The organism is Pseudomonas sp. CFSAN084952 (genome assembly GCF_009648855.1).
Taxonomy (GTDB): Bacteria; Pseudomonadota; Gammaproteobacteria; order Pseudomonadales; family Pseudomonadaceae; genus Aquipseudomonas; species Aquipseudomonas paracarnis.
This window is the reverse complement of record NZ_CP045767.1, coordinates 541,621-566,494: the sequence shown is the minus strand read 5'-3', so window position 1 is coordinate 566,494 and position 24,874 is coordinate 541,621. Positions and strand designations below refer to the sequence as shown.

General features: G+C 58.6%; 23 protein-coding genes. 15 read left to right on the top strand and 8 right to left on the bottom strand.

Translation table 11 applies throughout. The annotated features are described in order from the left end of the window. Nucleotides 1-64 precede the first annotated feature (64 nt). A complete protein-coding gene (gene fdxA, locus GH769_RS02555) occupies nt 65-388 on the top strand; it encodes a ferredoxin FdxA (protein ID WP_014717148.1) in 324 nt (107 codons plus the stop codon). A gap of 522 nt (nt 389-910) precedes the next feature. On the opposite strand, the gene apbC is transcribed toward fdxA, so the two are convergent. Beyond that, on the bottom strand, nt 911-2,005 hold the full coding sequence (gene apbC / locus GH769_RS02550) for an iron-sulfur cluster carrier protein ApbC (protein ID WP_032903285.1): 1,095 nt from the start codon (nt 2,003-2,005) through the stop codon (nt 911-913). 173 nt (nt 2,006-2,178) lie between these two features. Between apbC and metG the strand changes: the two genes are divergently transcribed. From metG to GH769_RS02530, 4 genes are all read left to right on the top strand, one after another. Then, nucleotides 2,179-4,230, top strand: a complete 2,052-nt coding sequence (metG, locus tag GH769_RS02545) for a methionine--tRNA ligase (protein ID WP_032903287.1) — start codon at nt 2,179-2,181, stop codon at nt 4,228-4,230. A gap of 87 nt (nt 4,231-4,317) precedes the next feature. After that, nucleotides 4,318-5,286 (top strand): electron transport complex subunit RsxB, encoded by a 969-nt coding sequence (rsxB, locus tag GH769_RS02540; RefSeq protein ID WP_019817697.1) that lies wholly within the window; start codon nt 4,318-4,320, stop codon nt 5,284-5,286. Between the two features lie 60 nt (nt 5,287-5,346). Continuing rightward, complete coding sequence (nth, locus tag GH769_RS02535) at nt 5,347-5,985, top strand: endonuclease III (RefSeq protein WP_003188989.1); 639 nt, start codon at nt 5,347-5,349, stop codon at nt 5,983-5,985. A 107-nt stretch (nt 5,986-6,092) separates the two neighbouring features. Then, the gene (locus GH769_RS02530; protein WP_014717144.1) at nt 6,093-6,275 is read left to right on the top strand and encodes a PA3496 family putative envelope integrity protein; all 183 of its coding nucleotides are present in this window, start codon (nt 6,093-6,095) and stop codon (nt 6,273-6,275) included. Between the two features lie 83 nt (nt 6,276-6,358). On the opposite strand, the gene GH769_RS02525 is transcribed toward GH769_RS02530, so the two are convergent. From GH769_RS02525 to GH769_RS02515, 3 genes are all read right to left on the bottom strand, one after another. Further along, the gene (locus GH769_RS02525) at nt 6,359-6,991 is read right to left on the bottom strand and encodes a response regulator transcription factor (protein ID WP_003188986.1); all 633 of its coding nucleotides are present in this window, start codon (nt 6,989-6,991) and stop codon (nt 6,359-6,361) included. 608 nt (nt 6,992-7,599) lie between these two features. After that, nucleotides 7,600-8,817 (bottom strand): argininosuccinate synthase, encoded by a 1,218-nt coding sequence (locus GH769_RS02520; protein WP_003188984.1) that lies wholly within the window; start codon nt 8,815-8,817, stop codon nt 7,600-7,602. Nucleotides 8,818-8,945: 128 nt separating this feature from the next. Continuing rightward, nucleotides 8,946-9,854, bottom strand: coding sequence for an OmpA family protein (locus GH769_RS02515; RefSeq protein ID WP_032903290.1), 909 nt, complete (start codon nt 9,852-9,854; stop codon nt 8,946-8,948). Nucleotides 9,855-10,010: 156 nt separating this feature from the next. Here GH769_RS02515 and pyrC point away from each other — a divergent pair, with 156 nt between their 5' ends. Together pyrC and rnt are read left to right on the top strand one after the other, a co-directional pair. Beyond that, nucleotides 10,011-11,057 carry a dihydroorotase gene (gene pyrC / locus GH769_RS02510; protein ID WP_014717142.1) on the top strand — a complete coding sequence of 349 codons (1,047 nt, stop codon included), beginning with the start codon at nt 10,011-10,013 and terminating at the stop codon, nt 11,055-11,057. Next, on the top strand, nt 11,054-11,725 hold the full coding sequence (rnt, locus tag GH769_RS02505) for a ribonuclease T (RefSeq protein WP_003188980.1): 672 nt from the start codon (nt 11,054-11,056) through the stop codon (nt 11,723-11,725). Before pyrC ends, rnt begins: the two co-directional genes overlap by 4 nt. Nucleotides 11,726-11,789: 64 nt before the next feature. On the opposite strand, the gene GH769_RS02500 is transcribed toward rnt, so the two are convergent. Next, complete coding sequence (locus GH769_RS02500) at nt 11,790-12,392, bottom strand: peroxiredoxin (protein ID WP_003172097.1); 603 nt, start codon at nt 12,390-12,392, stop codon at nt 11,790-11,792. 243 nt (nt 12,393-12,635) lie between these two features. Between GH769_RS02500 and GH769_RS02495 the strand changes: the two genes are divergently transcribed. Then, nucleotides 12,636-12,854, top strand: coding sequence for a bacterioferritin-associated ferredoxin (locus tag GH769_RS02495; protein ID WP_003188977.1), 219 nt, complete (start codon nt 12,636-12,638; stop codon nt 12,852-12,854). 201 nt (nt 12,855-13,055) lie between these two features. After that, nucleotides 13,056-13,526 (top strand): bacterioferritin, encoded by a 471-nt coding sequence (gene bfr / locus GH769_RS02490; protein WP_012722487.1) that lies wholly within the window; start codon nt 13,056-13,058, stop codon nt 13,524-13,526. 68 nt (nt 13,527-13,594) lie between these two features. Here the strand turns inward: bfr and grxD are convergent, their stop codons facing one another. Then, nucleotides 13,595-13,933, bottom strand: coding sequence for a Grx4 family monothiol glutaredoxin (grxD, locus tag GH769_RS02485; protein WP_014717141.1), 339 nt, complete (start codon nt 13,931-13,933; stop codon nt 13,595-13,597). A 77-nt stretch (nt 13,934-14,010) separates the two neighbouring features. Continuing rightward, nucleotides 14,011-16,119 carry a molybdopterin oxidoreductase family protein gene (locus GH769_RS02480; protein ID WP_014717140.1) on the bottom strand — a complete coding sequence of 703 codons (2,109 nt, stop codon included), beginning with the start codon at nt 16,117-16,119 and terminating at the stop codon, nt 14,011-14,013. A gap of 433 nt (nt 16,120-16,552) precedes the next feature. Between GH769_RS02480 and argF the strand changes: the two genes are divergently transcribed. Both argF and GH769_RS02470 read left to right on the top strand, forming a co-directional pair. Then, the gene (gene argF / locus GH769_RS02475; protein ID WP_014717139.1) at nt 16,553-17,473 is read left to right on the top strand and encodes an ornithine carbamoyltransferase; all 921 of its coding nucleotides are present in this window, start codon (nt 16,553-16,555) and stop codon (nt 17,471-17,473) included. Then, the gene (locus GH769_RS02470; protein WP_032903291.1) at nt 17,470-18,579 is read left to right on the top strand and encodes an ABC transporter ATP-binding protein; all 1,110 of its coding nucleotides are present in this window, start codon (nt 17,470-17,472) and stop codon (nt 18,577-18,579) included. Before argF ends, GH769_RS02470 begins: the two co-directional genes overlap by 4 nt. Nucleotides 18,580-18,712: 133 nt before the next feature. Here the strand turns inward: GH769_RS02470 and ybaK are convergent, their stop codons facing one another. Next, on the bottom strand, nt 18,713-19,183 hold the full coding sequence (gene ybaK, locus GH769_RS02465; protein WP_014717137.1) for a Cys-tRNA(Pro) deacylase: 471 nt from the start codon (nt 19,181-19,183) through the stop codon (nt 18,713-18,715). A 325-nt stretch (nt 19,184-19,508) separates the two neighbouring features. Between ybaK and GH769_RS02460 the strand changes: the two genes are divergently transcribed. From GH769_RS02460 to glpD, 4 genes are all read left to right on the top strand, one after another. Continuing rightward, nucleotides 19,509-20,366: an MIP/aquaporin family protein gene (locus GH769_RS02460; protein WP_014717136.1), complete on the top strand. Its 858-nt coding sequence runs from the start codon at nt 19,509-19,511 to the stop codon at nt 20,364-20,366. Between the two features lie 76 nt (nt 20,367-20,442). Continuing rightward, on the top strand, nt 20,443-21,948 hold the full coding sequence (gene glpK / locus GH769_RS02455; RefSeq protein ID WP_014717135.1) for a glycerol kinase GlpK: 1,506 nt from the start codon (nt 20,443-20,445) through the stop codon (nt 21,946-21,948). A gap of 94 nt (nt 21,949-22,042) precedes the next feature. Beyond that, nucleotides 22,043-22,798, top strand: a complete 756-nt coding sequence (locus GH769_RS02450) for a DeoR/GlpR family transcriptional regulator (protein WP_014717134.1) — start codon at nt 22,043-22,045, stop codon at nt 22,796-22,798. A 259-nt stretch (nt 22,799-23,057) separates the two neighbouring features. Beyond that, nucleotides 23,058-24,596, top strand: a complete 1,539-nt coding sequence (gene glpD / locus GH769_RS02445) for a glycerol-3-phosphate dehydrogenase (RefSeq protein ID WP_020301173.1) — start codon at nt 23,058-23,060, stop codon at nt 24,594-24,596. The last annotated feature ends 278 nt before the right edge of the window (nt 24,597-24,874 follow it).

Genomic DNA, 24,874 nt, shown 5'->3' with positions numbered 1-24,874 from the left:
TCTCAAACCTCGCGAACCCCACCACAAGGGGTTTCGCTGCCGCCGCCTGAGGAGAAAATTAGAAATGACCTTCGTCGTCACCGACAACTGCATCAAGTGCAAGTACACCGACTGCGTAGAAGTCTGTCCGGTGGACTGCTTCTACGAAGGCCCGAATTTCCTGGTTATCCACCCGGATGAGTGCATCGACTGCGCCCTGTGTGAACCAGAATGCCCGGCCGTCGCGATTTTCTCCGAGGACGAAGTGCCTGCGGGCATGGAGCAATTCATTCAGTTGAACGTCGAGTTGGCAGACATCTGGCCAAACATCACTGAGCGCAAAGATCCGATGCCGGACGCCGCCGAATGGGATGGCAAGCCCAACAAGATTGAGCAACTAGAGCGCTAAAGCGCCACTGCCCAACAAAAAAAGGCCCTTGAGGGCCTTTTTTGCGTTCGGGTGCCTGGGTTCACTTTTCTACAGGCAAAAAAAGGGGCGGTATGACCCGCCCACATTTTTTCCCTAGTCCCTGTATTCCTTTTCATCATCCTGATGAATCGCATCCTGCGACGTTCCTTTAAACCATCGTTCCTTGATGGCTGTGCCAATCCGTGGACACAGGGCTGATGTTAGAGCGTTCCAAGGGAAGTTCAACGCGATCCCCACGGCGGGCTGACAAACGTTGCCGCTCGCCAGCATGAAAATAATCGTTATTTTTCAAAAAGATAGATAATAGCTTCGTCGATTCAAGACGTACGTAACCGCTAAAAAAACCAAACACTTACGAAAAAGTAAGCGAATGCTTACACGTGCATTGCGCAAAGTAGCAACAAGCCCTATTGGCGCCCCACCTGTAGGAGCGAGCTCGCTCGCGAAAAACCTGAGAGCACCACGGATCGTCAGGCTTTTCGCGTAACCGTTAAAGCCTAATCAATCGTCGCTCACGGTAATGGTCGGCATTGCCGGCGCCGTCGCTTCCTGCAAAACAATCCGCGCACCGACGTGACGGGCCAATTCCTGATAGATCATCGCGATCTGCCCATCGGCCTCTGCCGCGACGGTAGGTTTGCCACCATCGGCCTGCTCGCGAATCTCCATCGCCAATGGCAGCGATGCCAGCAGTTCAACGCCATATTGAGTAGCCAGCTTCTCTCCCCCACCTTCACCGAACAGATGCTCGGCATGCCCGCAGTTGGAACAGATGTGCACCGCCATGTTTTCCACGACGCCCAGCACCGGGATGTTGACCTTGCGGAACATCTCCACACCTTTCCTGGCGTCCAGCAGCGCCAGGTCCTGAGGCGTGGTGACAATCACCGCACCGGCCACCGGCACTTTCTGCGCCAGGGTCAGTTGAATGTCGCCGGTGCCTGGCGGCATGTCGATCACCAGGTAGTCGAGGTCGCCCCAAGCTGTTTGTGTGACCAATTGCAGCAACGCACCGGAGACCATTGGCCCGCGCCAGACCATCGGCGTGTTGTCATCGGTGAGAAACGCCATGGACATCACTTCCACACCCAGCGACTCGATCGGTACAAACCATTTCTGATCCTTGACCTTCGGCCGTGTGCCTTCGGCGATGCCGAACATCACGCCCTGGCTCGGCCCGTAGATATCGGCATCGAGAATGCCCACGCGCGCCCCTTCCCAGGCCAAGGCCAGGGCCAGGTTGGCCGCGGTGGTGGATTTACCCACGCCACCCTTGCCGGAAGCCACCGCCACCACATTCTTGACGTTGGCCAGACCCGGGATCTGCGCCTGGGCCTTGTGCGGCGTGATCACGCATTGGATGTCGACCTTGGCCGAACCCACACCGTCGAGGCCCTCGATAGCCATTTGCAGCATCTGCGCCCAACCGCTTTTGAACAGGCCCGCGGCATAACCCAGTTGCAACTGCACCGACACCTGGTCGCCCTGGACCTCGATGGCACGTACACAGCCGGCACTGACCGGGTCTTGGTTCAAATAGGGGTCGGTGTACTGGCGAAGAACGGCTTCCACCGCTGCGCGATTGACGGCGCTCATGGGCTACTCCCGAAAAAAAGACTGACTGAAACAGGCGGCTATCCTAACCGTTCCAGCCGCCGAACGGCATGCTTTCGAAAGTACGGAAGATTCTGAAACAGCGTCACGGGGTGAAATAAATTTCCCGGCGCTTTATAGTGGCCGACCTCCGTTTCATCAAGTAGCCGAGCCCCATGTCCGAGCCACGCAAGATCCTCGTCACCAGCGCCCTGCCCTATGCCAATGGTTCGATCCATCTTGGCCATATGCTTGAGTACATCCAGACCGATATGTGGGTGCGCTTCCAGAAGCATCGCGGCAATCAATGCATTTATGTCTGCGCGGACGACGCCCACGGTTCGGCCATCATGTTGCGCGCCGAAAAGGAAGGCATCACCCCGGAACAGCTGATCGCCAATGTGCAGGCTGAACACAGCGCCGACTTTGCCGAGTTCCTGGTGGACTTCGACAATTTCCACTCGACCCACTCCGACGAAAACCGCGAGCTGTCGAGCCAGATCTACCTGCGGTTGAAGGAAGCCGGGCACATCGACCAACGTTCGGTGACCCAGTATTTCGACCCGGAAAAGAAAATGTTCCTGGCCGACCGTTTCATCAAGGGCACCTGCCCGAAATGCGGCACCGAAGACCAGTACGGCGACAACTGCGAAAAATGTGGTGCGACCTACGCACCGACCGACTTGAAGGATCCCAAGTCAGCGATCTCCGGCGCCACGCCGGTGCTCAAGGACTCGCAGCACTTCTTCTTCAAGCTCCCGGATTTCCAGCAAATGCTGCAAACCTGGACGCGCAGCGGCACCTTGCAGGACGCCGTGGCCAACAAACTCTCCGAATGGCTCGACAGTGGCCTGCAGCAGTGGGACATCTCCCGCGACGCGCCGTACTTCGGCTTCGAGATTCCGGGCGAGCCAGGCAAGTATTTCTATGTATGGCTGGACGCGCCGATCGGCTACATGGCCAGCTTCAAGAACCTGTGCGACCGCACCCCGCAGTTGGACTTCGACGCGTTCTGGGGCAAGGACTCCACCGCCGAGCTGTACCACTTCATCGGCAAGGACATCGTCAACTTCCACGCGCTGTTCTGGCCGGCAATGCTTGAAGGCTCGGGCTACCGCAAGCCGACCGGCATCGCCGTGCACGGCTACCTGACGGTCAACGGCCAGAAAATGTCCAAGTCCCGTGGCACCTTTATCAAGGCGCGCACCTACCTGGACCATCTGTCGCCGGAATACCTGCGCTATTACTACGCATCCAAGCTGGGCCGTGGTGTGGACGACCTGGACCTGAACCTGGAAGACTTCGTACAGAAGGTCAACTCGGACCTTGTAGGTAAAGTCGTCAACATCGCCAGCCGTTGCGCCGGGTTCATCCACAAGGGCAACGCCGGTGTACTGGTAGCCGAGAACGCCGCACCGGAACTGACCGACGCCTTCCTGGCCGCCGCGCCGAGCATCGCCGACGCTTATGAAGCCCGCGACTTTGCCCGCGCCATGCGCGAGATCATGGGCCTGGCCGACCGCGCCAACGCCTGGATCGCCGACAAGGCGCCATGGTCGCTGAACAAGCAGGAAGGCAAGGAAGCGGAGGTTCAGGCGATCTGCGCCACCGGGGTCAACCTGTTCCGTCAGTTGGTGATCTTCCTCAAGCCGGTGCTGCCATTGCTGGCCGCCGATGCCGAGGTGTTCCTCAACGTGGCGCCGTTGAGCTGGAACGATCACACCACCTTGCTCGGTAATCATCAGTTGAACGCGTTCAAGCCCTTGATGACCCGGATTGACCCGGTGAAAGTCCAGGCCATGACCGATGCTTCGAAAGAAGACCTGGTGGCCAGCCAGACCGATACCGGCCAATCCGCGCCGGCGGGCAATGGCGAGCTGGTCAAGGACCCGATTTCCCCGGAAATCGATTTCGACGCCTTTGCCGCCGTGGACCTGCGCGTGGCGCTGATCATCAAGGCCGAGGCCGTGGAAGGCGCCGACAAGCTGCTGCGCCTGACGCTGGATATCGGTGACGAACAGCGCAACGTGTTCTCCGGCATCAAGAGCGCTTACCCGGACCCGTCCAAGCTCGATGGTCGCCTGACCATGATGATCGCCAACCTCAAGCCACGAAAAATGAAGTTTGGCATTTCCGAAGGCATGGTGATGGCTGCGGGCCCTGGCGGCGAAGAAATCTACCTGCTGAGCCCGGACAGCGGTGCCAAGCCGGGTCAACGCATCAAGTAACCTCTGCAAAATGCCCCGCTGTTGCTACAGCGGGGCTTCTCAGCTTGCCCTCCTCCCTGGACCGGGCATCAACGCTATGATCACAGCATGAACCTCATTCAACGTATCGACGCGCTGCTGCCGCAGACTCAATGCGGCAAGTGCGGGCACCCGGGCTGCAAGCCCTACGCAGAAGGCATCGCTAAAGGCGAAGCCATCAACAAGTGCCCGCCCGGTGGGCAGGAAACCATTGCCGGGCTCGCGCAACTGCTGCGCCTGCCGGTACTGGAGCTGGACACCAGCCGTGGAGATGCGCCTGCGCAAGTCGCCTATATCCGCGAGGCCGAATGCATCGGCTGTACCAAATGCATCCAGGCCTGCCCGGTGGACGCCATTGTGGGTGCCGCCAAGTTGATGCACACCGTGATTGTCGACGAGTGCACCGGTTGCGACCTGTGCGTTGCGCCTTGCCCTGTCGACTGTATCGAGATGCGCCCACTTGCTGACGTTCTGCCTATCGTCGGTGACTTGGCCAGCAACGATGATGAACGGCGTGTACGCGACCTCAAACGCAACCGGGCGCGGCGGCGCTTCGAGCAACGTAACGCCCGCCTGCAACGTGAAGAAGCCTACAAGCTCGCCGAACGCCTGGCACGAGCCAAGCGCACAGCGCCGATGGAGGTGGCACCGGTTGATAACACTCAGGCCGCTCAGGACGCTGCGATCAAGCAGGCCAAAAGCAGCGTCGCCATGAGTCGCGCTCAGTTGCACAAATCCTTGAAAGCGTTTGGGCATCCGCCGACCTTTGAGCAACAGTCGCAATTGATTATGCTGCAGCGGCAGTTCGAGGCATCCGAGCAGGCGCTTGCCGCACTGGAGGCCAACAGCTCACCGCAGCCACCAAAGACGACCACTAAAAGCGCCGAGTTCAAGCGCGCAAAAATCCAGCTGGCCATGCGCCGTGCAGCGTTGAAAAAGGCTCAGGATCACCATGCCGACGAGCATCAATTGGCAACCTTGAAAGCCGCATTGAATGCCGCCGAGCAAACGCTGCAAGATGCCGAGGCCAACGGCTGACCCAGTGCGCTGTGTATTGCTAACATCACGCCGACCGCCTGCAAGGAAACGCCTGTCCCTATGAATGCCGCAAAACGTCTGGAAATCTTCCGCAGGTTTCACGAAGACAATCCGGAACCGAAAACCGAACTGGCCTACTCCTCACCGTTCGAATTACTGATTGCGGTGATCCTATCGGCTCAATCCACAGACGTAGGCGTTAACAAGGCCACGGCGAAGTTGTACCCCGTGGCCAATACACCCGCCGCGATTTACGCCCTGGGTGTGGAAGGCTTGTCCGAATACATCAAAACCATCGGCCTGTATAACAGCAAGGCCAAGAATGTGATCGAAACGTGCCGCCTGTTGTTGGAGCTGCATGGGGGTGAGGTGCCACAAACCCGCGAAGCCCTCGAAGCCTTGCCAGGCGTGGGCCGCAAAACGGCGAACGTGGTGCTCAATACGGCGTTTCGGCAGTTGACCATGGCGGTGGACACGCACATTTTCCGCGTCAGCAACCGAACCGGCATTGCACGGGGCAAGAATGTGGTTGAGGTGGAAAAGCAATTGATGAAGTTCGTGCCCAAGCCCTATTTGCTCGACTCCCACCATTGGCTGATCCTGCACGGACGCTACGTTTGCCAGGCCCGCAAGCCGCGCTGCGGCAGCTGCCGTATCGAAGACTTGTGCGAATACAAGGACAAGACCTCCGACGATTGAGCGATCATTGCTTTTTGTGATCAGGCGATTGAAAAAATCTTTTTTACCCGTTCGCGGATTATCGCTATAAGGAGCCCCAACGGCAGTCTTAGCCTGGAGTTGACCTTATGAGCGCTGGCAACGAACAACTGGAAGTGGAAGACGACCTCGTTGAGTCGGATGACGATGTGGTAGAGGCACCTGTGGCAGAGGTGGCCAAGACCAATTTAAGCAAACGCCGCACTATCGACAATCTTCTGGAAGAGCGACGCTTGCAAAAACAGCTGGCCGATTACGACTTCGATCTCTGATCGAGCCGTTGGCGGCCGGAAGCCTCCCTGACGGAGGCTTTTTTCTGCCGGTTACACGGGTATTCAAGAGATGCAATATCCTCCTAGACCAGGCCGTTGCGCTGGGCCAGTTCGATCAAGTCCACGAGGGACCTGGCATTGAGCTTGAGCAGCAAGCGCGTCTTGTAGGTACTGACGGTTTTGTTGCTGAGGAACATGCCATCGGCAATCTCCTTGTTGGTTTTGCCACGGGCCAGTTGCTGCAGCACCATCATCTCCCGCCCCGATAAGCGTTCGACCATGTCGGCTTCACTGGCATTGCCCATGGTTGACCGCACTGAGTTGAGCGCCTGGTTCGGGAAATAGCTATAGCCGGAAAGCACCGCCTTGATGGCACTGAGCAACTCTGTCAGATCCTGCTGCTTGCACACATAGCCGGCGGCACCCGCCTGCATGCAGCGCATGGAAAAATGGCCGGGAGCCTGGGACGTCAGCACCAGCACCTTGAACGAGACGGCTTGCTTGGTCGAAGCCAGCCGACAAATAACTTCCAAGCCGTCGAGCTTGGGGATTCCGATATCCAGTATCACAATATCCGGCATATGTTCCCGTGCAAGTTGCAACGCATCGACACCGTTATCAGTCTCGGCAACGACCTCATAACCATGACGCTCCATTAGCATGCGCACAGCAAGACGAATGACGGGATGATCATCCACGATCAGCACTTTATTCATGAGAAAGTCCAATTTCGCTGTTCGAATTATTTAGAGCAAACACAATAGCCTAGTCGATTACTAGTTGGCATAGCATTCCACCCCGAGCAAGAGCAGGCAGAGACCCAACCCACAAGAAGATAGGAATTAACCTACAAAAATTCGCCAACTTAGATGCATGTAGCTTTATGGTTGCTTTCAGACCTTTCCCGGCGCGCACATATTTTGAGTGAAATGTCTGGGGCATGAGCCCCTGAAGGTAAACGTGCCGCACAAGACTTTCAGGAAATGCCCCTTGCTTGTCGCAATGACGCCCGCAAACCGACCCGGAAAAACCGTCCGCATTAGTTCCATTTAACATATTTCAACATTTCCGCAATTCCTACAGAAAATTCAACAACTCACATCTCCATTGCAACTACATGAGTGAATTTTCTGTCAGACATAGTTCCTCCCCAGATGTAAAAAATGATTCAGCCTTAAAAAAAGATAAACCGGTAAATAATTGCGCAAGTTACGAAAAAACCTTAAACACACGCTAAACGCTAATAAACAGTGCGACATCTAAAATCCAGGCAAAAAAAATGGCCCCTTGCATAAGGGGCCATTTTTCACGACAGGCGCACGGTTCAGAACAACGAGCGGCCCTTGTTGGCAGCAATGCGCATGCGCAGTGCGTTCAACTTGATGAAGCCTGCCGCGTCCGCCTGATTGTAGGCCCCGCCGTCTTCTTCGAAGGTGGCGATGTTGGAGTCGAACAGCGACTCATCGGACTTGCGGCCGGTGACGATCACGTTGCCCTTGTACAGCTTCAGGCGCACAACACCGTTCACATGAGCCTGGGAGGCGTCGATCATCTGTTGCAGCATCAGACGCTCAGGGCTCCACCAGTAACCGGTGTAGATCAGGCTGGCGTACTTGGGCATCAGCTCGTCTTTGAGGTGAGCGACTTCGCGGTCCAGGGTGATGGATTCGATGGCGCGGTGGGCGCGCAGCATGATGGTGCCACCTGGGGTTTCGTAGCAGCCACGGGACTTCATGCCCACGTAACGGTTCTCGACGATGTCGAGACGGCCGATACCATGCTGGCCACCGATCCGGTTCAGGGTCGCCAGTACGGTGGCCGGGGTCATTTCAACGCCGTCCAGCGCAACGATATCGCCGTTACGGTAAGTCAGTTCCAGGTACTGCGCCTTGTCTGGAGCGTTCTCCGGGGAGACCGTCCATTTCCACATGTCTTCTTCGTGCTCGGTCCAGGTGTCTTCCAGCACGCCGCCTTCATAGGAGATGTGCAACAGGTTGGCGTCCATTGAGTACGGCGACTTCTTCTTGCCGTGGCGCTCGATCGGGATGGCGTGCTTTTCAGCGTAATCCATCAGCTTTTCACGGGACAGCAGATCCCATTCACGCCACGGCGCAATGACTTTAACGCCTGGCTTGAGTGCGTAGGCACCCAGTTCGAAACGGACCTGGTCGTTGCCCTTGCCGGTGGCGCCGTGAGAAATGGCGTCGGCGCCCGTTTCGTTGGCGATCTCGATCAGGCGCTTGGCGATCAGCGGACGTGCGATGGAGGTACCCAGCAGGTACTCACCTTCGTAGACAGTGTTGGCGCGAAACATCGGGAAAACGAAATCGCGGACGAATTCTTCGCGCAGGTCGTCAATGTAGATCTCTTTCACGCCCATGGCTTGCGCCTTGGCACGTGCAGGCTCGACCTCTTCACCCTGACCCAGGTCAGCGGTGAAGGTCACCACTTCACAGTTATAAGTATCCTGCAGCCACTTGAGGATCACCGAAGTGTCCAGGCCGCCGGAATACGCGAGAACGACCTTGTTTACGTCGGCCATGCCATCACTCCACGGGGTTGTACGGAAAGGCGACGATTCTACCGATCAAAACCGTGAAATTACAGGGGCGCGACAGCAAATGAAGATAAAGCGACAGATTATGTCGAGTGGGCGACCGATGGTCGCCCTTATGAGGTAGCCGCCGGGTTGCTTGGCGCAATGGTCTGGGGCGCCGGTTTCTCGGGGGCAGCCACGCGCTCCAGCTGAATATTCACACGGCGGTTACGCGCACGGTTGGCGGCATTGGTGTTGGGCGCCAAGGGGTAGCTTTCGCCATGGAAGCGCATCGTGATTTGCGATTCCTGAATGCCGTTGGCCTTGAAGTAGTCCATCACCGCCAGGGCGCGGCGCCGTGAGACGTCACGGTTGGTCAGGCGATTGCCACTGTTATCGGAATGACCGTTCAACTCGACATGGTTGACCGTGGGATCGGCTTTCATGAATGCCAGGATCACCGACAACTTCTTCTTGGCCGCCGCGTCCAGCTCAATACCACCACCGGGGAAGCCCACTTCAGTCTGTTTGACCTGGTCGTAATTCATGGGCAGCAGCTTGGTGGTGCACACCTGATAATCGTTGTACGCCTTGTTGAACTTCACAGGCAGCAGGCGAATTTCCGAGTAGCCGCCTTGACGCCCGTAATGCCGCACGGTCGGGCTGCGCCCTTCAAGCAAACCCGTGAACAGGCGGCCGGCCTGGGCCTGGGAGCTATTGAACAGGACGTCGCCGCTGCCGACACGCACGGCCCCCAGGTTGATATCACCTCGGCCCGGCTGCCAAGGCGCGGCAGCGGCCAACAGGGTTGCGGAGCCGGCGCCGAGGCTGCTGCCATAGGTTTTCAGACGAAACGTCGCCTGTTCGCCGGCCCGGCGTACGAATTCACCGGAACCGAAATCGCTGATCGGCTGGGTCAGGCGGCACTCGAACTGATCGCCCTCTACCTTCCACTCAATATTCTCCAGACGTGTCTGGAACGTGAGGGCCGCCGCAGGCAGGCTGGCGAACACACTGAGCAGGGCTAGATAATACTGGCGCACGGGAGGCTCCACTGGTTTCTACAACACTTCAAAGCGTCATACATCGTTAAGGCATACCCGGAGATATCGGTAGCATCCGGCAAAACTTGATAGCGAGTGCCTGCAAGAGTCTTTTCCGGTAGCATTCCCACCAGATTGACCCGCCTGGAATCCCCAATGTCCGACCGCCTGACCCTGCTGCGTCCCGACGACTGGCATATTCATCTTCGCGATGGTGCTGCGTTACCTCAAACCGTGGCCGATGTCGCGCGCACGTTTGGCCGCGCCATCATCATGCCTAACCTCGTACCTCCGGTGCGCAATGCCGCAGAAGCCGACGCCTATCGCCAGCGCATCCTCGCTGCGCGACCGGCCGGCAGCCGCTTCGAACCGTTGATGGTGCTCTACCTCACCGACCGCACCCAGCCTGAAGAAATCCGTGAAGCCAAGGCCAGCGGTTACGTGCACGCCGCCAAGCTGTACCCGGCAGGCGCGACCACCAACTCCGATTCCGGCGTGACCAGCATCGATAAGATCCTGCCGGCAATCGAAGCCATGGCGGAGGTCGGCATGCCATTGCTGATCCACGGGGAAGTCACCCGTGGCGATGTGGACGTGTTCGATCGCGAAAAAATCTTCATCGATGAACACATGCGTCGTGTGGTCGAGCTGTTCCCCACGCTCAAGGTGGTGTTTGAACACATCACCACCGCCGATGCGGTGCAGTTCGTCAGCGAGGCGTCGGCCAACGTTGGCGCGACCATCACGGCCCATCACCTGCTCTACAACCGCAACCACATGCTGGTGGGCGGGATTCGGCCGCACTTCTACTGCCTGCCGATCCTCAAACGCAACACCCATCAGGTAGCCCTGCTGGATGCCGCCACCAGCGGCAACCCGAAGTTCTTCCTCGGCACCGACTCGGCGCCCCACGCCCAGCACGCCAAGGAAGCCGCATGCGGCTGCGCCGGCTGCTACACCGCGTTTGCCGCCATCGAGTTGTACGCCGAAGCGTTTGAACAACGTAATGCTCTGGACAAGCTCGAAGGTTTCGCCAGCCTCAACGGCCCGCGTTTCTACGGCCTGCCGGCGAATACCGACCGCATTACCCTGGTTCGTGAAGACTGGACCGCCCCTGCCAGCCTGCCGTTTGGCGAGCTGACCGTTATCCCGCTGCGCGCCGGTGAAACACTGCGCTGGCGCCTGCTGGAGGAAAGCAAGTGAGTGAAGACCATTACGACGACGAACAAGAGCACGGCGGTGGTGGCTCGCGCCATCCGATGGCCGAGCGTTTTCGCGGCTATCTGCCGGTCGTCATCGACGTAGAAACCGGTGGTTTCAACTGCGCCACCGATGCCTTGCTGGAAATTGCCGCAACCACCATCGGCATGGACGAACAGGGCTTTGTGTACCCGGAGCACACCCATTTCTTTCGCGTCGAGCCGTTTGAAGGCGCCAATATCGAAGCCGCTGCCCTGGAATTCACCGGGATCAAGCTCGACCACCCACTGCGCATGGCGGTAAGTGAAGAAGCGGCGCTGACCGACATCTTCCGTGGCGTGCGCAAGGCATTGAAGGCCAATGGCTGCAAACGTGCGATCCTGGTCGGTCACAACAGCAGTTTCGACCTGGGCTTCCTGAACGCCGCCGTGGCGCGGTTGGACATGAAGCGCAACCCGTTTCATCCGTTCTCCAGTTTCGACACCGCAACGCTTGCAGGCCTGGCCTACGGTCAGACCGTTCTGGCCAAAGCCTGCCAGGCGGCCGGTATCGACTTTGACGGGCGTGAAGCCCACTCGGCCCGCTACGACACCGAGAAGACCGCCGAGCTGTTCTGCGGCATCGTCAACCGCTGGAAGCAGATGGGCGGCTGGGAAGACTTCAACGACTGAAGTCAAATCCCGCGCATAAAAAAACCGGCCTTTTCAGGCCGGTTTTTTTTACCGTGACGTTGGCTTACAGCTTGCCAGCGTTCTCGGTCAGGTAAGCCGCAACGCCTTCTGGCGAAGCGTTCATGCCTTTGTCGCCTTTTTTCCAGTTGGCAGGGCAGACTTCGCCGTGCTCTTCGTGGAATTGCAGCGCGTCGACCAGGCGGATCAGCTCTTCCATGTTACGGCCCAGCGGCAGGTCGTTGATGATCTGCGAGCGCACAACGCCCTTGTCGTCGATCAGGAACGCGCCACGGAACGCCACGCCGCCTTCGGACTCAACGTCGTAGGCCTTGGCGATGTCGTGCTTCATGTCGGCAGCCATGGTGTATTTGACTTTGCCAATTCCGCCGTCGTTGATGGCGGTGTTGCGCCAGGCGTTGTGGGTGAAATGGGAGTCGATGGAAACCGCGACCACTTCAACATTGCGCGCCTTAAAATCGTCCATGCGGTGGTCCAGGGCGATCAGCTCTGAAGGGCAGACGAAGGTGAAGTCCAGCGGGTAGAAGAACACCAGGCCGTATTTGCCTTTGATGGCTTCAGACAGCTTGAAGCTGTCTACGATTTCGCCATTGCCGAGGACGGCTGGTACGTCGAAATCCGGGGCTTGTTTACCGACGAGTACGCTCATTGGATATCTCCTGATATAGGGGTGACGATTGAAGTAAAAGGACCGGTCGAATCTGCCTGTGGAAACAGACAGAAATATGACGCAATCACGCTTCGTGAAGACCGACCATCATACACCGAAAAAACCGTTCGTCAGCGCACGGGCAATTCCCCCCGGATTGCTGCTGAAACTATTTTGACAATCATTCTCGTTAACATTAAGATCCATCGCACTTAAGCCATAAACCCGCGACGGTTCTCACTTATGTATGTCTGCCTCTGCACTGGCGTCACCGACGGACAAATCCGCGAAGCAATCTACGAAGGTTGCTGCAGCTATAAGGAAGTACGTGAAACCACCGGCGTTGCCAGCCAGTGTGGCAAATGTGCTTGCCTGGCCAAGCAAGTGGTACGGGAAACCCTGACGCAGCTGCAAACAGCCCAGGCCGCGCTCCCCTACCCAGCAGAATTTAAACACGCCTGAATAGGCATGTTTTGAAGAACCGGACCTAGTGTCCGGTTTTTTTATGCCATCAATTCAAATAGTTAGCGCCAAGACGCGGAACACAAACATTCTTATTCCGATTAATTTTCATTTATTATTCAATAACTTAGGTTTGACACTAGGATTTTCACCGCTCAGACTCCGCCCTATACACAGCTATTACAGGGCAGGACCCCAGTCATGAAAGGCGACATCTCAGTCATCCAGCAACTCAACAAAATCCTTGCCAATGAACTGGTCGCGATCAATCAGTACTTTCTGCATGCGCGCATGTACGACGATTGGGGCCTGGAAAAGCTCGGCAAGCGTGAATACAAAGAGTCGATCAAGGCCATGAAGGACGCCGACGCGCTGATCAAGCGCATCCTGTTCCTGGAAGGCCTGCCGAACGTACAGGACTTGGGCAAGCTGAACATCGGCGAGCACACCCAGGAAATGATCAGCAGCGACCTGGGCTTTGAGCGCAAGAGCCACAGCGATCTGAAAGCCGCTATCGCTCACTGCGAAACCAAGGGCGATTTCGGCAGCCGTGAACTGCTGGAAGATATCCTGGAAGATCAGGAAGAGCATATCGACTGGCTTGAAACCCAGTTGGGCCTGATCGACAAGGTCAGCCTGGAGAATTACCTGCAATCGCAGATGGGTGAATAACCCGTAGCGTTCAGGCACAAAAAAGCCCCGCTCTCACCAGAGAAGCGGGGCTTTTTATTGCTCGCCAATTAGGCGTCAGTCTTGACTGCTGCTTTTTGCGCTGCGTCTTTGATCAGCGCTTGCAGCGAACCATCAGCTGCCATTTCAGTGATGATGTCGCTACCGCCAACCAGCTCACCGGCTACCCACAACTGCGGGAAAGTCGGCCAGTTGGCGTACTTTGGCAGGTTGGCACGGATTTCAGGGTTTTGCAGGATATCCACGTAAGCGAACTTCTCGCCGCATTGCATGACGGCCTGGGACGCTTTTGCGGAGAAACCGCACTGAGGCGCGTTAGGTGCGCCCTTCATGTAAAGCAGAATGGTGTTGTTGGCAATCTGCTCTTTGATCGTTTCGATGATATCCATGGAACACCTCTGCAGGAACTTTGCGACTCACGGGTCGGCACGGTGGCGCATTGTAACGCAAAAATCCAGCAGGATGCTCAGGCCGCCGCCACCTTCACCGGTACGCCATTGAGCGCCGCATTACCCGACAACTCATCCAATTGCCGCTCGTCGGTCAAGTCATTCGCACTCGCCCCCGGCTGGTTGCTCGCGATGCTCATCTGCACGCCCGGACGACCGTGGCCCCAGCCGTGAGGCAGGCTGACCACACCCGGCATCATGTCCGTGCTGGCCGCTACTTCCACCTCGACCATACCGATACGCGAACTCACCCGCACCCGCTGGCCATCGCTCAACTGACGGCTAGCCAGATCATCGGGGTGCATCAGCAGTTGATGGCGTGGCTTACCCTTCACCAGCCGGTGATAGTTATGCATCCAGGAATTATTGCTGCGCACATGCCGCCTGCCAATCAATAGCAGTTCGTCGGCCACCGGCAACGGCTGCGCGGTGAAACGCGCCAGGTCTGCCAGGATCACGGCCGGTGCCGCTTGCACCTTGCCATCCGCGGTTTTCAAACGTGCCCCGAGGTTGGGCTTGAGCGGCCCCAGGTCCACGCCATGGGGATGATCCGCCAGCATGGCCACCGACAGTTTATGACTGGATGCGTCACCATAGGCACCCGCACGCAGGCCGAAGTCGATCATCTGTGCCGGTGGCAGGGTGGGCTTGAGCACCGCGCCAGTGTGCGCCGCAAACGCCTTGGCCAAGCCGACAAAAATCTCCCAGTCATGCAACGCCCCCTCAGGCTTGGGCAGGATGGCACGATTGAAGCGCGTGACATTGCGCACCGCAAACAGATTGAAGGTGGTGTCGTAGTGATCGTTTTCCAGCGCCGAGGTGGAGGGCAAGATCAGGTCGGCATAACGCGTGGTCTCGTTGATATACAGGTCGATGCTGACCATGAATTCCAACCCGTCCAGTGCTTGCTCCAATTGGCGACCGTTAGGTGTGGACAGCACCGGGTTGCCGGCCACCGTCACGAGGGCGCGGATCTGCCCTTCACCCTCGGTCAGCATTTCTTCGGCCAGCGCCGACACCGGCAGTTCTCCACCGTACTCCGGGCGTCCGGACACGCGGCTCTGCCAGCGGTTGAAATGGCCGCCGCTGGTGGAGGCCACCAGGTCCACCGCGGGGCTGGTGCAGAGCGCGCCGCCGACGCGGTCCAGATTGCCGGTCACCAGGTTGATCAGTTGCACCAGCCAATGGCACAGCGTGCCAAACGCCTGGGTCGAGACCCCCATGCGGCCATAACAAACGGCCTTGTCAGCGCCGGCGAAGTCCCTGGCCAACTGGCGGATCTGCTCGGCAGGCACCGCACACTGGCGGCTCATGGCCTCGGCATCGAAGCCGGCAATCGCCTTGCGTACATCATCCAGGCCTTCCACCGGCAAATGGCTGTCGCGTGTCAGCCCTTCTGTGAACAACGTGTTGAGCACCCCAAACAACAACGCCGCATCGCCGCCGGGACGTACGAACACGTGCTGGTCGGCGATGGCTGCCGTCTCGCTGCGCCGCGGGTCGACCACCACCACTTTTCCGCCCCGCGCCTGGATGGCCTTGAGGCGTTTTTCCACATCGGGCACGGTCATGATGCTGCCATTGGAGGCCAGCGGGTTGCCGCCGAGGATCAACATGAAGTCGGTCTGGTCGATGTCGGGGATGGGCAACAACAGGCCGTGGCCGTACATCAGGTGGCTGGTGAGGTGATGAGGCAACTGGTCTACCGAGGTCGCGGAAAAGCGATTGCGCGTCTTCAACAGCCCTAGAAAGTAGTTGCTGTGGGTCATCAACCCATAGTTATGCACGCTTGGGTTGCCCTGATACACCGCCACCGCGTTCTGCCCATGCCGCGCCTGGATACCCGCAAGCCGCTCGGCCACCAGGGCAAAGGCTTCATCCCAGCCAATCGGCTGCCATTCGCTGCCCACCCGCCGCATGGGTTGGTGCAGGCGGTCCGGGTCATTCTGGATGTCCTGCAGGGCCACGGCTTTGGGGCAGATGTGGCCGCGACTGAAACTGTCCAGAGGGTCGCCCTTGATCGAGGTGATCGCCAGGCGACCGTCTTCGCCTTGGGTGGTTTCCAGGGTGAGGCCGCAGATGGCTTCGCACAGGTGGCAGGCACGGTGGTGGAGAGTCTTGGTCATGGCCAGTCTCTTTTATAGGGGCTTTGGCTCAACTATGGGCCGCGACCACTTGGGGCGCCAGCAACCTTCGCGTTGTGAATCGACAGGCATAGGCCAGGGCATGGCTAAGCATGAGCAAATGTTTCAGAAACCTTGCCAGCAGGCGCTGAAACCGACGCGGCCTGGCCCAAGCCCGCCCCCGCGCATTGCAAAAGGCCTGGACGCCAGTGTACAAATGGCTCGCTGCTGTCAGGAAATCGTCTTCAAACGCGCGCCAGCGCCCTGCTTGAACATCCCTAAAGCCGTAGCCCTATTGGTAAAACGCGACATTTAATGTCAATATCGCGTCTTCCCCTATTTCGTCGCCCCGTGCGGCTTTCGCCGCAGGTCTCGCCCGTTGTCGCAATAAACAAGGCTTTGAGTATCTGCGGTCTGTTGCAAAAGGTAGTTAATGATGAGCGCAAGGCACTTTCTCTCCCTGATGGATTGCACGCCCGAAGAGCTGGTCAGCGTGATCCGTCGCGGCATTGAGCTTAAAGACCTGCGTAACCGCGGTGTACTGTTTGAGCCGTTGAAAAACCGGGTGCTCGGGATGATTTTCGAAAAGTCCTCGACGCGCACACGCCTGTCGTTCGAAGCCGGCATGATCCAGCTGGGTGGCCAGGCCATCTTCCTGTCACCGCGCGACACCCAGTTGGGCCGTGGTGAGCCGATCAGCGATTGCGCCATCGTGATGTCGCGCATGCTCGATGCCGTGATGATCCGTACCTTCGCCCACAGCACCTTGACCGAATTTGCCGCCAACTCCCGTGTGCCCGTGATCAACGGCCTGTCCGATGACCTGCATCCCTGCCAGTTGCTGGCCGACATGCAAACCTTCCTCGAACACCGTGGCTCGATCCAAGGAAAGACCGTGGCCTGGATCGGCGACGGCAACAATATGTGCAACAGCTATATAGAAGCGGCGATCCAGTTCGACTTCCACCTGCGTATCGCCTGCCCTGAAGGCTACGAGCCCAGCGCCGAGTTCATGGCCAAGGCCGATGGCCGTGTGCAACTGCTGCGCGATCCAAAAGACGCAGTGGTCGGCGCGCACCTGGTGAGCACAGACGTCTGGACCTCCATGGGCCAGGAAGACGAAACCGCCAAGCGCCTGGCCCGGTTCGCGCCGTTCCAGGTGACTCGCGCGTTGCTCGACCTGGCCGCGCCGGACGTGCTGTTCATGCACTGCCTACCCGCCCACCGGGGCGAAGAAATCAGCCAGGACCTGCTCGACGATCCGCGCTCAGTCGCGTGGGATCAGGCCGAGAACCGCCTGCATGCGCAAAAAGCATTGCTCGAATTCCTCGTCCCGCCGTCGTACCACCACGCATGAGCCAGCCATTACTGCTGAACCTGCGCAATCTGGCATGCGGCTATCAAGACCAGCGGGTGGTGCAGAACCTCAACCTGCACCTCAACGCCGGTGATATCGGTTGCCTGCTCGGCTCTTCGGGCTGCGGCAAGACCACTACCCTGCGCGCGATCGCAGGCTTTGAGCCGGTGCATGAAGGCGAAATCAGCCTGGCGGGCGACGTCATCTCCCGCGCCGGTTTCACCCTCGCGCCGGAGAAGCGTCGCATCGGTATGGTGTTCCAGGACTACGCATTGTTCCCGCACCTGAGCGTGACTGACAACATCGCCTTTGGCATTCGCAAACACCCGCAAAAAGAGCGCGTGGTCGCCGAGTTGCTGGAACTGGTCAACTTGAAGAACCTGGGCAAGCGCTTCCCCCATGAGCTTTCCGGTGGCCAGCAACAACGCGTCGCCCTCGCCCGCGCCCTGGCGCCGGAGCCGCAGCTGCTGTTGCTGGATGAACCCTTTTCCAACCTCGATGGCGAACTGCGCCGCAAGCTCAGCCATGAAGTGCGCGACATCCTCAAGGCACGCGGCACTAGCGCGATCCTGGTGACCCATGATCAGGAAGAGGCCTTCGCCGTCAGCGATCACGTCGGGGTCTTCAAGGAAGGCCGACTGGAGCAGTGGGACACACCCTACAACCTCTATCACGAACCGCAGACGCCTTACGTTGCCAGTTTCATCGGCCAGGGGTATTTCATCCGTGGGCGGCTGAACTCACCGGAATCGGTCAGCACTGAACTGGGCGACTTGCGCGGAAACCGAGCCTATACCTTGCCGACCGGTGCAGCAGTGGATGTGCTGCTGCGCCCGGACGACATCGTGTATGCGCCGGACAGCGCGTTGAAAGCCCGGATCGTCGGCAAGACCTTCCTCGGCGCCTCAACGCTGTACCGGTTACAGCTGCCGACCGGCGCGCAATTAGAGTCGATTTTCCCCAGCCATGCCGATCACCAAGTGGGCGCAGAGGTGGGGATCCGTGTGGCGGCTGAACATTTGGTGGTGTTCCAGGCATCCGGCAGCACAGCGGCGCAGATTCCCGCTGTTGAGTCAGGCGTGCGCCGCCACAGCGTCGCTCACTGACGAAACCGGATCAAACTGTGGGAGCTGGCTTGCCTGCGATACAGACAACTCGGGTTATCTGTTACACCGCGTTGATGCTATCGCAGGCAAGCCAGCTTCCACATTTGATCCTCATAGACTTCAAAGATGATTATCAGGCCCGCCCGATCGGTGCGAATTTGGCCTGGGTGTGTTCTGCCAGCACCGCCGCTGGCAATTCAACTTCCAGGCCTCTTCTGCCCGCGCTGACAAAAATCGTTGCAAAGGGTTGCGCCGTTTCATCGATAAACGTGCGCAGGCGCTTTTTCTGCCCCAACGGACTGATGCCGCCCAACAGATAACCCGTGGAGCGCTGCGCCGCTGCCGGGTCAGCCATTTCGACTTTCTTCACACCCGCAGCGTGAGCCAGGGCTTTCAAGTCCAGACTTCCGACGACCGGCACCACCGCCACCAACAATTCACCCTTCTCACTGCTCGCCAGCAGCGTCTTGAACACCTGGGCCGGGTCCAGGCTCAATTTCTCCGCGGCCTCCAGCCCATACGAGGCTGCCTTGGGATCATGTTCATAACTATGCACACGATGTTCGGCGCGAACTTTTTTCAACAGGTCCAATGCAGGGGTCATAGCGGCTCCGGGCGGGCAAACTGATGGCCAATTCTAGGCCAAGCCTACCTAAAACGCTCTAGCACAGACCTATTACCGCTTAAGCAACGCGCCTTGGCCATGATCATTCATCACACCAATAGTTCGGAAATGACCAATGGTTCACTTTCGACCTTTGACAGCGGTCATTCTTGTCTATATTTTTTCGTTTCCGAATACCGTAGGAATAATCCTCTGGTACTCCGCAGTAAGCCGCGATCCAGGATGGGGATCCTTCTCGTGGTGAATATCGCGCAACTGCCCGTTGAGGCCGTGCGCAAGACAAGAACAACAATTGAGGTTTTCCATGACAACTGCTCTTCAACAGCCTTCACTTTCGAGCCAATGCATGGCCGAATTCCTGGGCACCGCGCTGCTGATCTTCTTCGGTACAGGATGCGTCGCCGCGCTCAAGGTCGCGGGTGCGAGCTTTGGCTTGTGGGAAATCAGTATCATCTGGGGGGTCGGCGTGAGCATGGCGATCTACCTGAGTGCCGGTATTTCCGGGGCTCACCTCAACCCAGCGGTCAGTATCGCCCTGTGCATCTTTGCCGATTTTGAAAAGCGCAAACTGCCCTTCTATATTCTTGCCCAGGTCGCCGGCGCCTTTTGCTCCGCCGCCCTGGTGTACACGCTCTACAGCAATCTGTTTTTCGATTACGAACAAACCCACCACATGGTCCGCGGCTCCCAAGCCAGCCTGGAATTGGCCTCGGTGTTCTCCACCTATCCTCATGCGCTGCTGAGCACGGCCCAGGCATTCCTGGTGGAAATGGTCATCACCGCCATCCTGATGGGCGTGATCATGGCCCTCACCGACGATAACAACGGCCTGCCACGCGGCCCCCTGGCGCCCCTGCTGATCGGTTTGCTGATCGCGGTGATTGGTAGCGCCATGGGCCCCCTGACCGGCTTTGCGATGAACCCGGCACGGGATTTCGGCCCCAAGCTGATGACCTTTTTCGCCGGTTGGGGTGAAATGGCCTTTACTGGCGGTCGAGATATTCCTTACTTCCTGGTGCCGATTTTCGCCCCGATTGTCGGCGCATGCCTGGGTGCTGCGGCCTATCGCGGGCTGATTGCCCGCCATCTGCCGAGCGCAGCACCGGCTATCGCTGAAGAAACACCTGACACGGCTGTCAACGGCAAGACTCGTATTTCCTGAAAGCGCCAGCCTGGTCCCCTGCCCTTCGCGGCCCAGGCTGATTTCTGACTTCCTTATTTCGTCCAAGGCAATTGACATGACCGACCTTCAGAATAAGAACTACATCATTGCCCTTGATCAGGGCACCACCAGTTCCCGGGCGATCATCTTCGATCGTGACGCCAACGTGGTGTGTACCGCCCAGCGTGAATTCGTCCAGCACTACCCGCAGGCGGGCTGGGTTGAACATGACCCGATGGAAATCTTCGCCACCCAGAGCGCGGTGATGGTTGAGGCGCTGGCCCAGGCCGGCCTGCACCATGACCAGGTGGCCGCCATCGGTATCACCAACCAGCGTGAAACCACGGTGGTCTGGGACAAGATCACCGGCCGCCCGATCTACAACGCTATTGTCTGGCAGTGCCGCCGCAGTACCGAGATCTGCCAGCAGCTCAAGCGCGACGGCCATGAGCAATACATCAGCGACACCACGGGCCTTGTGACCGACCCGTACTTCTCCGGCACCAAGCTCAAATGGATCCTCGACAACGTCGAAGGCAGCCGCGAACGTGCGCGCAATGGCGAACTGCTGTTCGGCACTGTCGACAGCTGGCTGATCTGGAAATTTACCGGCGGCAAGACCCACGTCACCGACTACACCAACGCGTCGCGCACCATGCTCTTCAACATCCACACCCTGGAGTGGGATGCGAAGATGCTGGAGATTCTCGACATCCCACGGGAAATGCTCCCTGAAGTGAAGTCATCGTCGCAAATCTATGGCCGTACCAAGAGCGGCATCGCTATCGGTGGCATTGCCGGCGACCAGCAAGCGGCCCTGTTTGGCCAGATGTGCGTGGAGGCGGGCCAGGCCAAGAACACCTACGGCACCGGCTGCTTCCTGCTGATGAACACCGGCGACAAGGCGGTGAAATCCAAGCACGGCATGCTCACCACCATTGCCTGCGGCCCGCGCGGTGAGGTTGCCTATGCCCTGGAAGGCGCGGTCTTCAACGGCGGCTCCACCGTGCAATGGCTGCGTGACGAACTGAAGATCATCAACGATGCCCACGACACCGAATACTTTGCCGGCAAGGTCAAAGACAGCAACGGCGTGTACCTGGTACCCGCCTTCACCGGCCTCGGCGCGCCCTACTGGGACCCGTATGCCCGTGGCGCACTGTTCGGCCTGACCCGTGGCGTACGCGTAGACCACATTATTCGCGCAGCCCTGGAGTCGATTGCCTACCAGACCCGCGACGTCCTCGACGCCATGCAACAGGACTCGGGCGAACGCCTCAAGGCCTTGCGCGTGGACGGCGGCGCGGTTGCCAACAATTTCCTGATGCAATTCCAGGCCGACATCCTCGGCACCCAGGTAGAACGCCCGCAAATGCGTGAGACCACTGCCTTGGGCGCAGCCTACCTGGCCGGCCTGGCGTGTGGCTTCTGGGGCAGCCTGGACGAGTTGCGCGGCAAAGCAGTGATCGAGCGCGAGTTCGAACCACAGCTGGATGAAGCGGCCAAAGAAAAACTCTATGCCGGCTGGCAAAAAGCCGTGAGCCGCACCCGTGACTGGGAGCCGCACGAAGGCGCCGAATAAGCCAAGCGCTGGCTTACGGTAGGTTGTAACTGGCAGGGAGCGGATTCCTGCGTCATCATGGGCCACTTTTGTATGGCAGCCCAAAGGACGCCCCATGAATCTGCCTCCCCGCCAACAACAAATCCTCGAACTGGTCCGCGAACGCGGCTACGTCAGTATCGAGGAAATGGCGCAGCTATTCGTTGTCACCCCGCAAACCATCCGCCGCGATATCAACCAGCTGGCGGACGCCAACCTGTTGCGCCGCTACCACGGCGGCGCAGCCTATGACTCCAGTGTCGAGAATACCGCGTACGCCATGCGTGCCGACCAGATGCGCGACGAGAAGCAACGCATCGGTGAAGCCATCGCCGCGCAGATTCCCGATCATGCCTCGCTGTTCATCAACATTGGCACCACCACCGAATCCATCGCCCGTGCGCTGCTCAATCACAACCACCTGAAAATCATCACCAACAACCTCAACGTCGCCACCATGCTCAGTGCCAAGGACGACTTTGATGTGTTGCTCACCGGCGGCAATGTACGCCGTGACGGTGGCGTGGTGGGCCAGGCCAGTGTCGACTTCATCAACCAGTTCAAGGTCGACTTTGCCCTGGTGGGCATCAGCGGGATCGACGAGGACGGCAGCCTGCTGGACTTCGATTACCAAGAAGTGCGGGTTTCCCAGGCCATCATCGCCAATGCGCGGCAAGTGATTCTGGCGGCAGACTCCAGCAAATTCGGGCGCAATGCCATGATTCGCCTGGGGCCGATCAGCCTGGTGGACTGCCTGGTGACTGACCAGCAGCCGGTGCCGGCCTTGGTGCAAGTGCTGAATGAGCACAAGGTGCGGCTGGAAGTCGTTTAGCGCCTGTTCAGGCGTCATCGCGGGCAAGCCCGACTCCCACAGTTTGAAATGCGATTAAATGTGGGAGCCGGGCTTGCCCGCGATGACGGCCTCACTCACACCCATACATTCACCTTTGTTCATAATTCTTCCTTTCTCCGCCCTTCGATGAGTTTTTTCAATCGAAGTCGGGTGGCTGTGCCCGCAATTATCAGCTACCATTTTCGCAAATGAACATTAATGTTCGAATTCCAAGACGAAAAGATCGCGAGGCCAGCCGATGAACCCTTCCACCTTGCCTGCTCCACCGCTTGCCGAAGTCTATGACGTTGCCGTAATTGGTGGCGGGATCAATGGCGTCGGGATTGCGGCAGACGCAGCCGGTCGCGGTTTGTCGGTATTCCTTTGCGAAAAGGATGACTTGGCCAGCCACACCTCCTCGGCCAGCAGTAAGCTGATCCACGGCGGCCTGCGTTACCTGGAACACTACGAATTCCGCCTGGTGCGCGAAGCCCTGGCCGAACGTGAGGTGCTGCTAGGCAAAGCCCCACACATCGTCAAGCAAATGCGCTTCGTGCTGCCGCACCGCCCGCACTTGCGCCCGGCGTGGATGATTCGCGCTGGCTTGTTCCTGTATGACCACTTGGGCAAGCGCGAAAAACTGGCAGGCTCCAAAAGCCTCAAGTTCGGTGCCGACAGCCCGCTGAAAAGTGAAATTACCCGAGGCTTCGAATACTCCGACTGCTGGGTCGATGACGCCCGCTTGGTCGTGCTCAACGCCATGGCGGCCCGCGAGAAAGGCGCGCACATCCACACGCAGACCCGTTGCGTCAGCGCCCATCGCAGTAACGGCCTGTGGGAAATGAACATGGAGCGTGCCGACGGCAGCCTGTTCTCGATCCGCGCCCGCGCCCTGGTGAATGCTGCCGGCCCTTGGGTGGCCAAATTCATCAAGGACGACCTGAAGCTGGATTCGCCCTACGGCATCCGCCTGATTCAAGGCAGCCACCTGATCGTGCCGCGCCTGTACGAAGGCGCCCACGCGCACATCCTGCAGAACGAAGACCAGCGCATCGTCTTCACTATTCCGTACCTGAACCACTTGACGATCATCGGCACCACCGACCGCGAATACACCGGCGACCCGGCTGCAGTGGCGATCACCGAAGGCGAAACCGACTACATGCTCAAAGTGGTCAACGCGCACTTCAAGAAACAACTGAGCCGTGACGATATCGTCCACACTTACTCCGGCGTGCGCCCGCTGTGCAACGACGAGTCCGACAACCCATCGGCCATCACGCGCGATTACACCCTGGCCTTGTCCGGCGGCACCGGCGAAGCGCCGATCCTGTCGGTATTCGGCGGCAAGCTGACCACCTATCGCAAACTGGCCGAGTCGGCCATGGCCCAACTGGCGCCGTACTTCACCCAGATGCGCCCTAGCTGGACCGCCACGGCCAGCCTGCCCGGCGGTGAAGACATGACCACCCCTGAAGCCCTGGCTGACGCCATCCGCGCCAAGTTCGACTGGGTACCGAGCGAGATCGCCCGCCGCTGGTCCACCACTTACGGCAGCCGCACCTGGCGCTTGCTGGAGGGCGTGCAAACGCTCGCCGATCTGGGTGACCACCTGGGTGGCGGCCTGTATAGCCGCGAAGTCGACTATCTGTGCGCCGAAGAGTGGGTGACGCAACCGCAGGACGTGCTGTGGCGCCGTACCAAGCTTGGCCTGTTCACCACCGAGCAGGAGCAGGAAAACCTGCAACGCTATTTGTCCAAGGTCGAGCAGAACCGCAGCAAGATCGAAGCGGCCTGACCGCCTGACTGTAGGAGCGAGCTTGCTCGCAGAAAACTAGAGAGCGCCGCGTTTATTCAGCATAAACGCGGCGTTTTTGCGTTTTTCGCGAGCAAGCTCGCTCTACAGACTATTCGGTTTTCCGAACGTGCCCCTCTGCTCTATTCGGTTTGCCGGATCAAAGACCGAAAATATCATCGAAACAAAAAGTTAATTTCCATATAAATCATGTAGTTATCCTTTTATTTTCGGTATGGCACGACTCATGCTCTACACTCTTCAACGATTGCCTGAGGCGC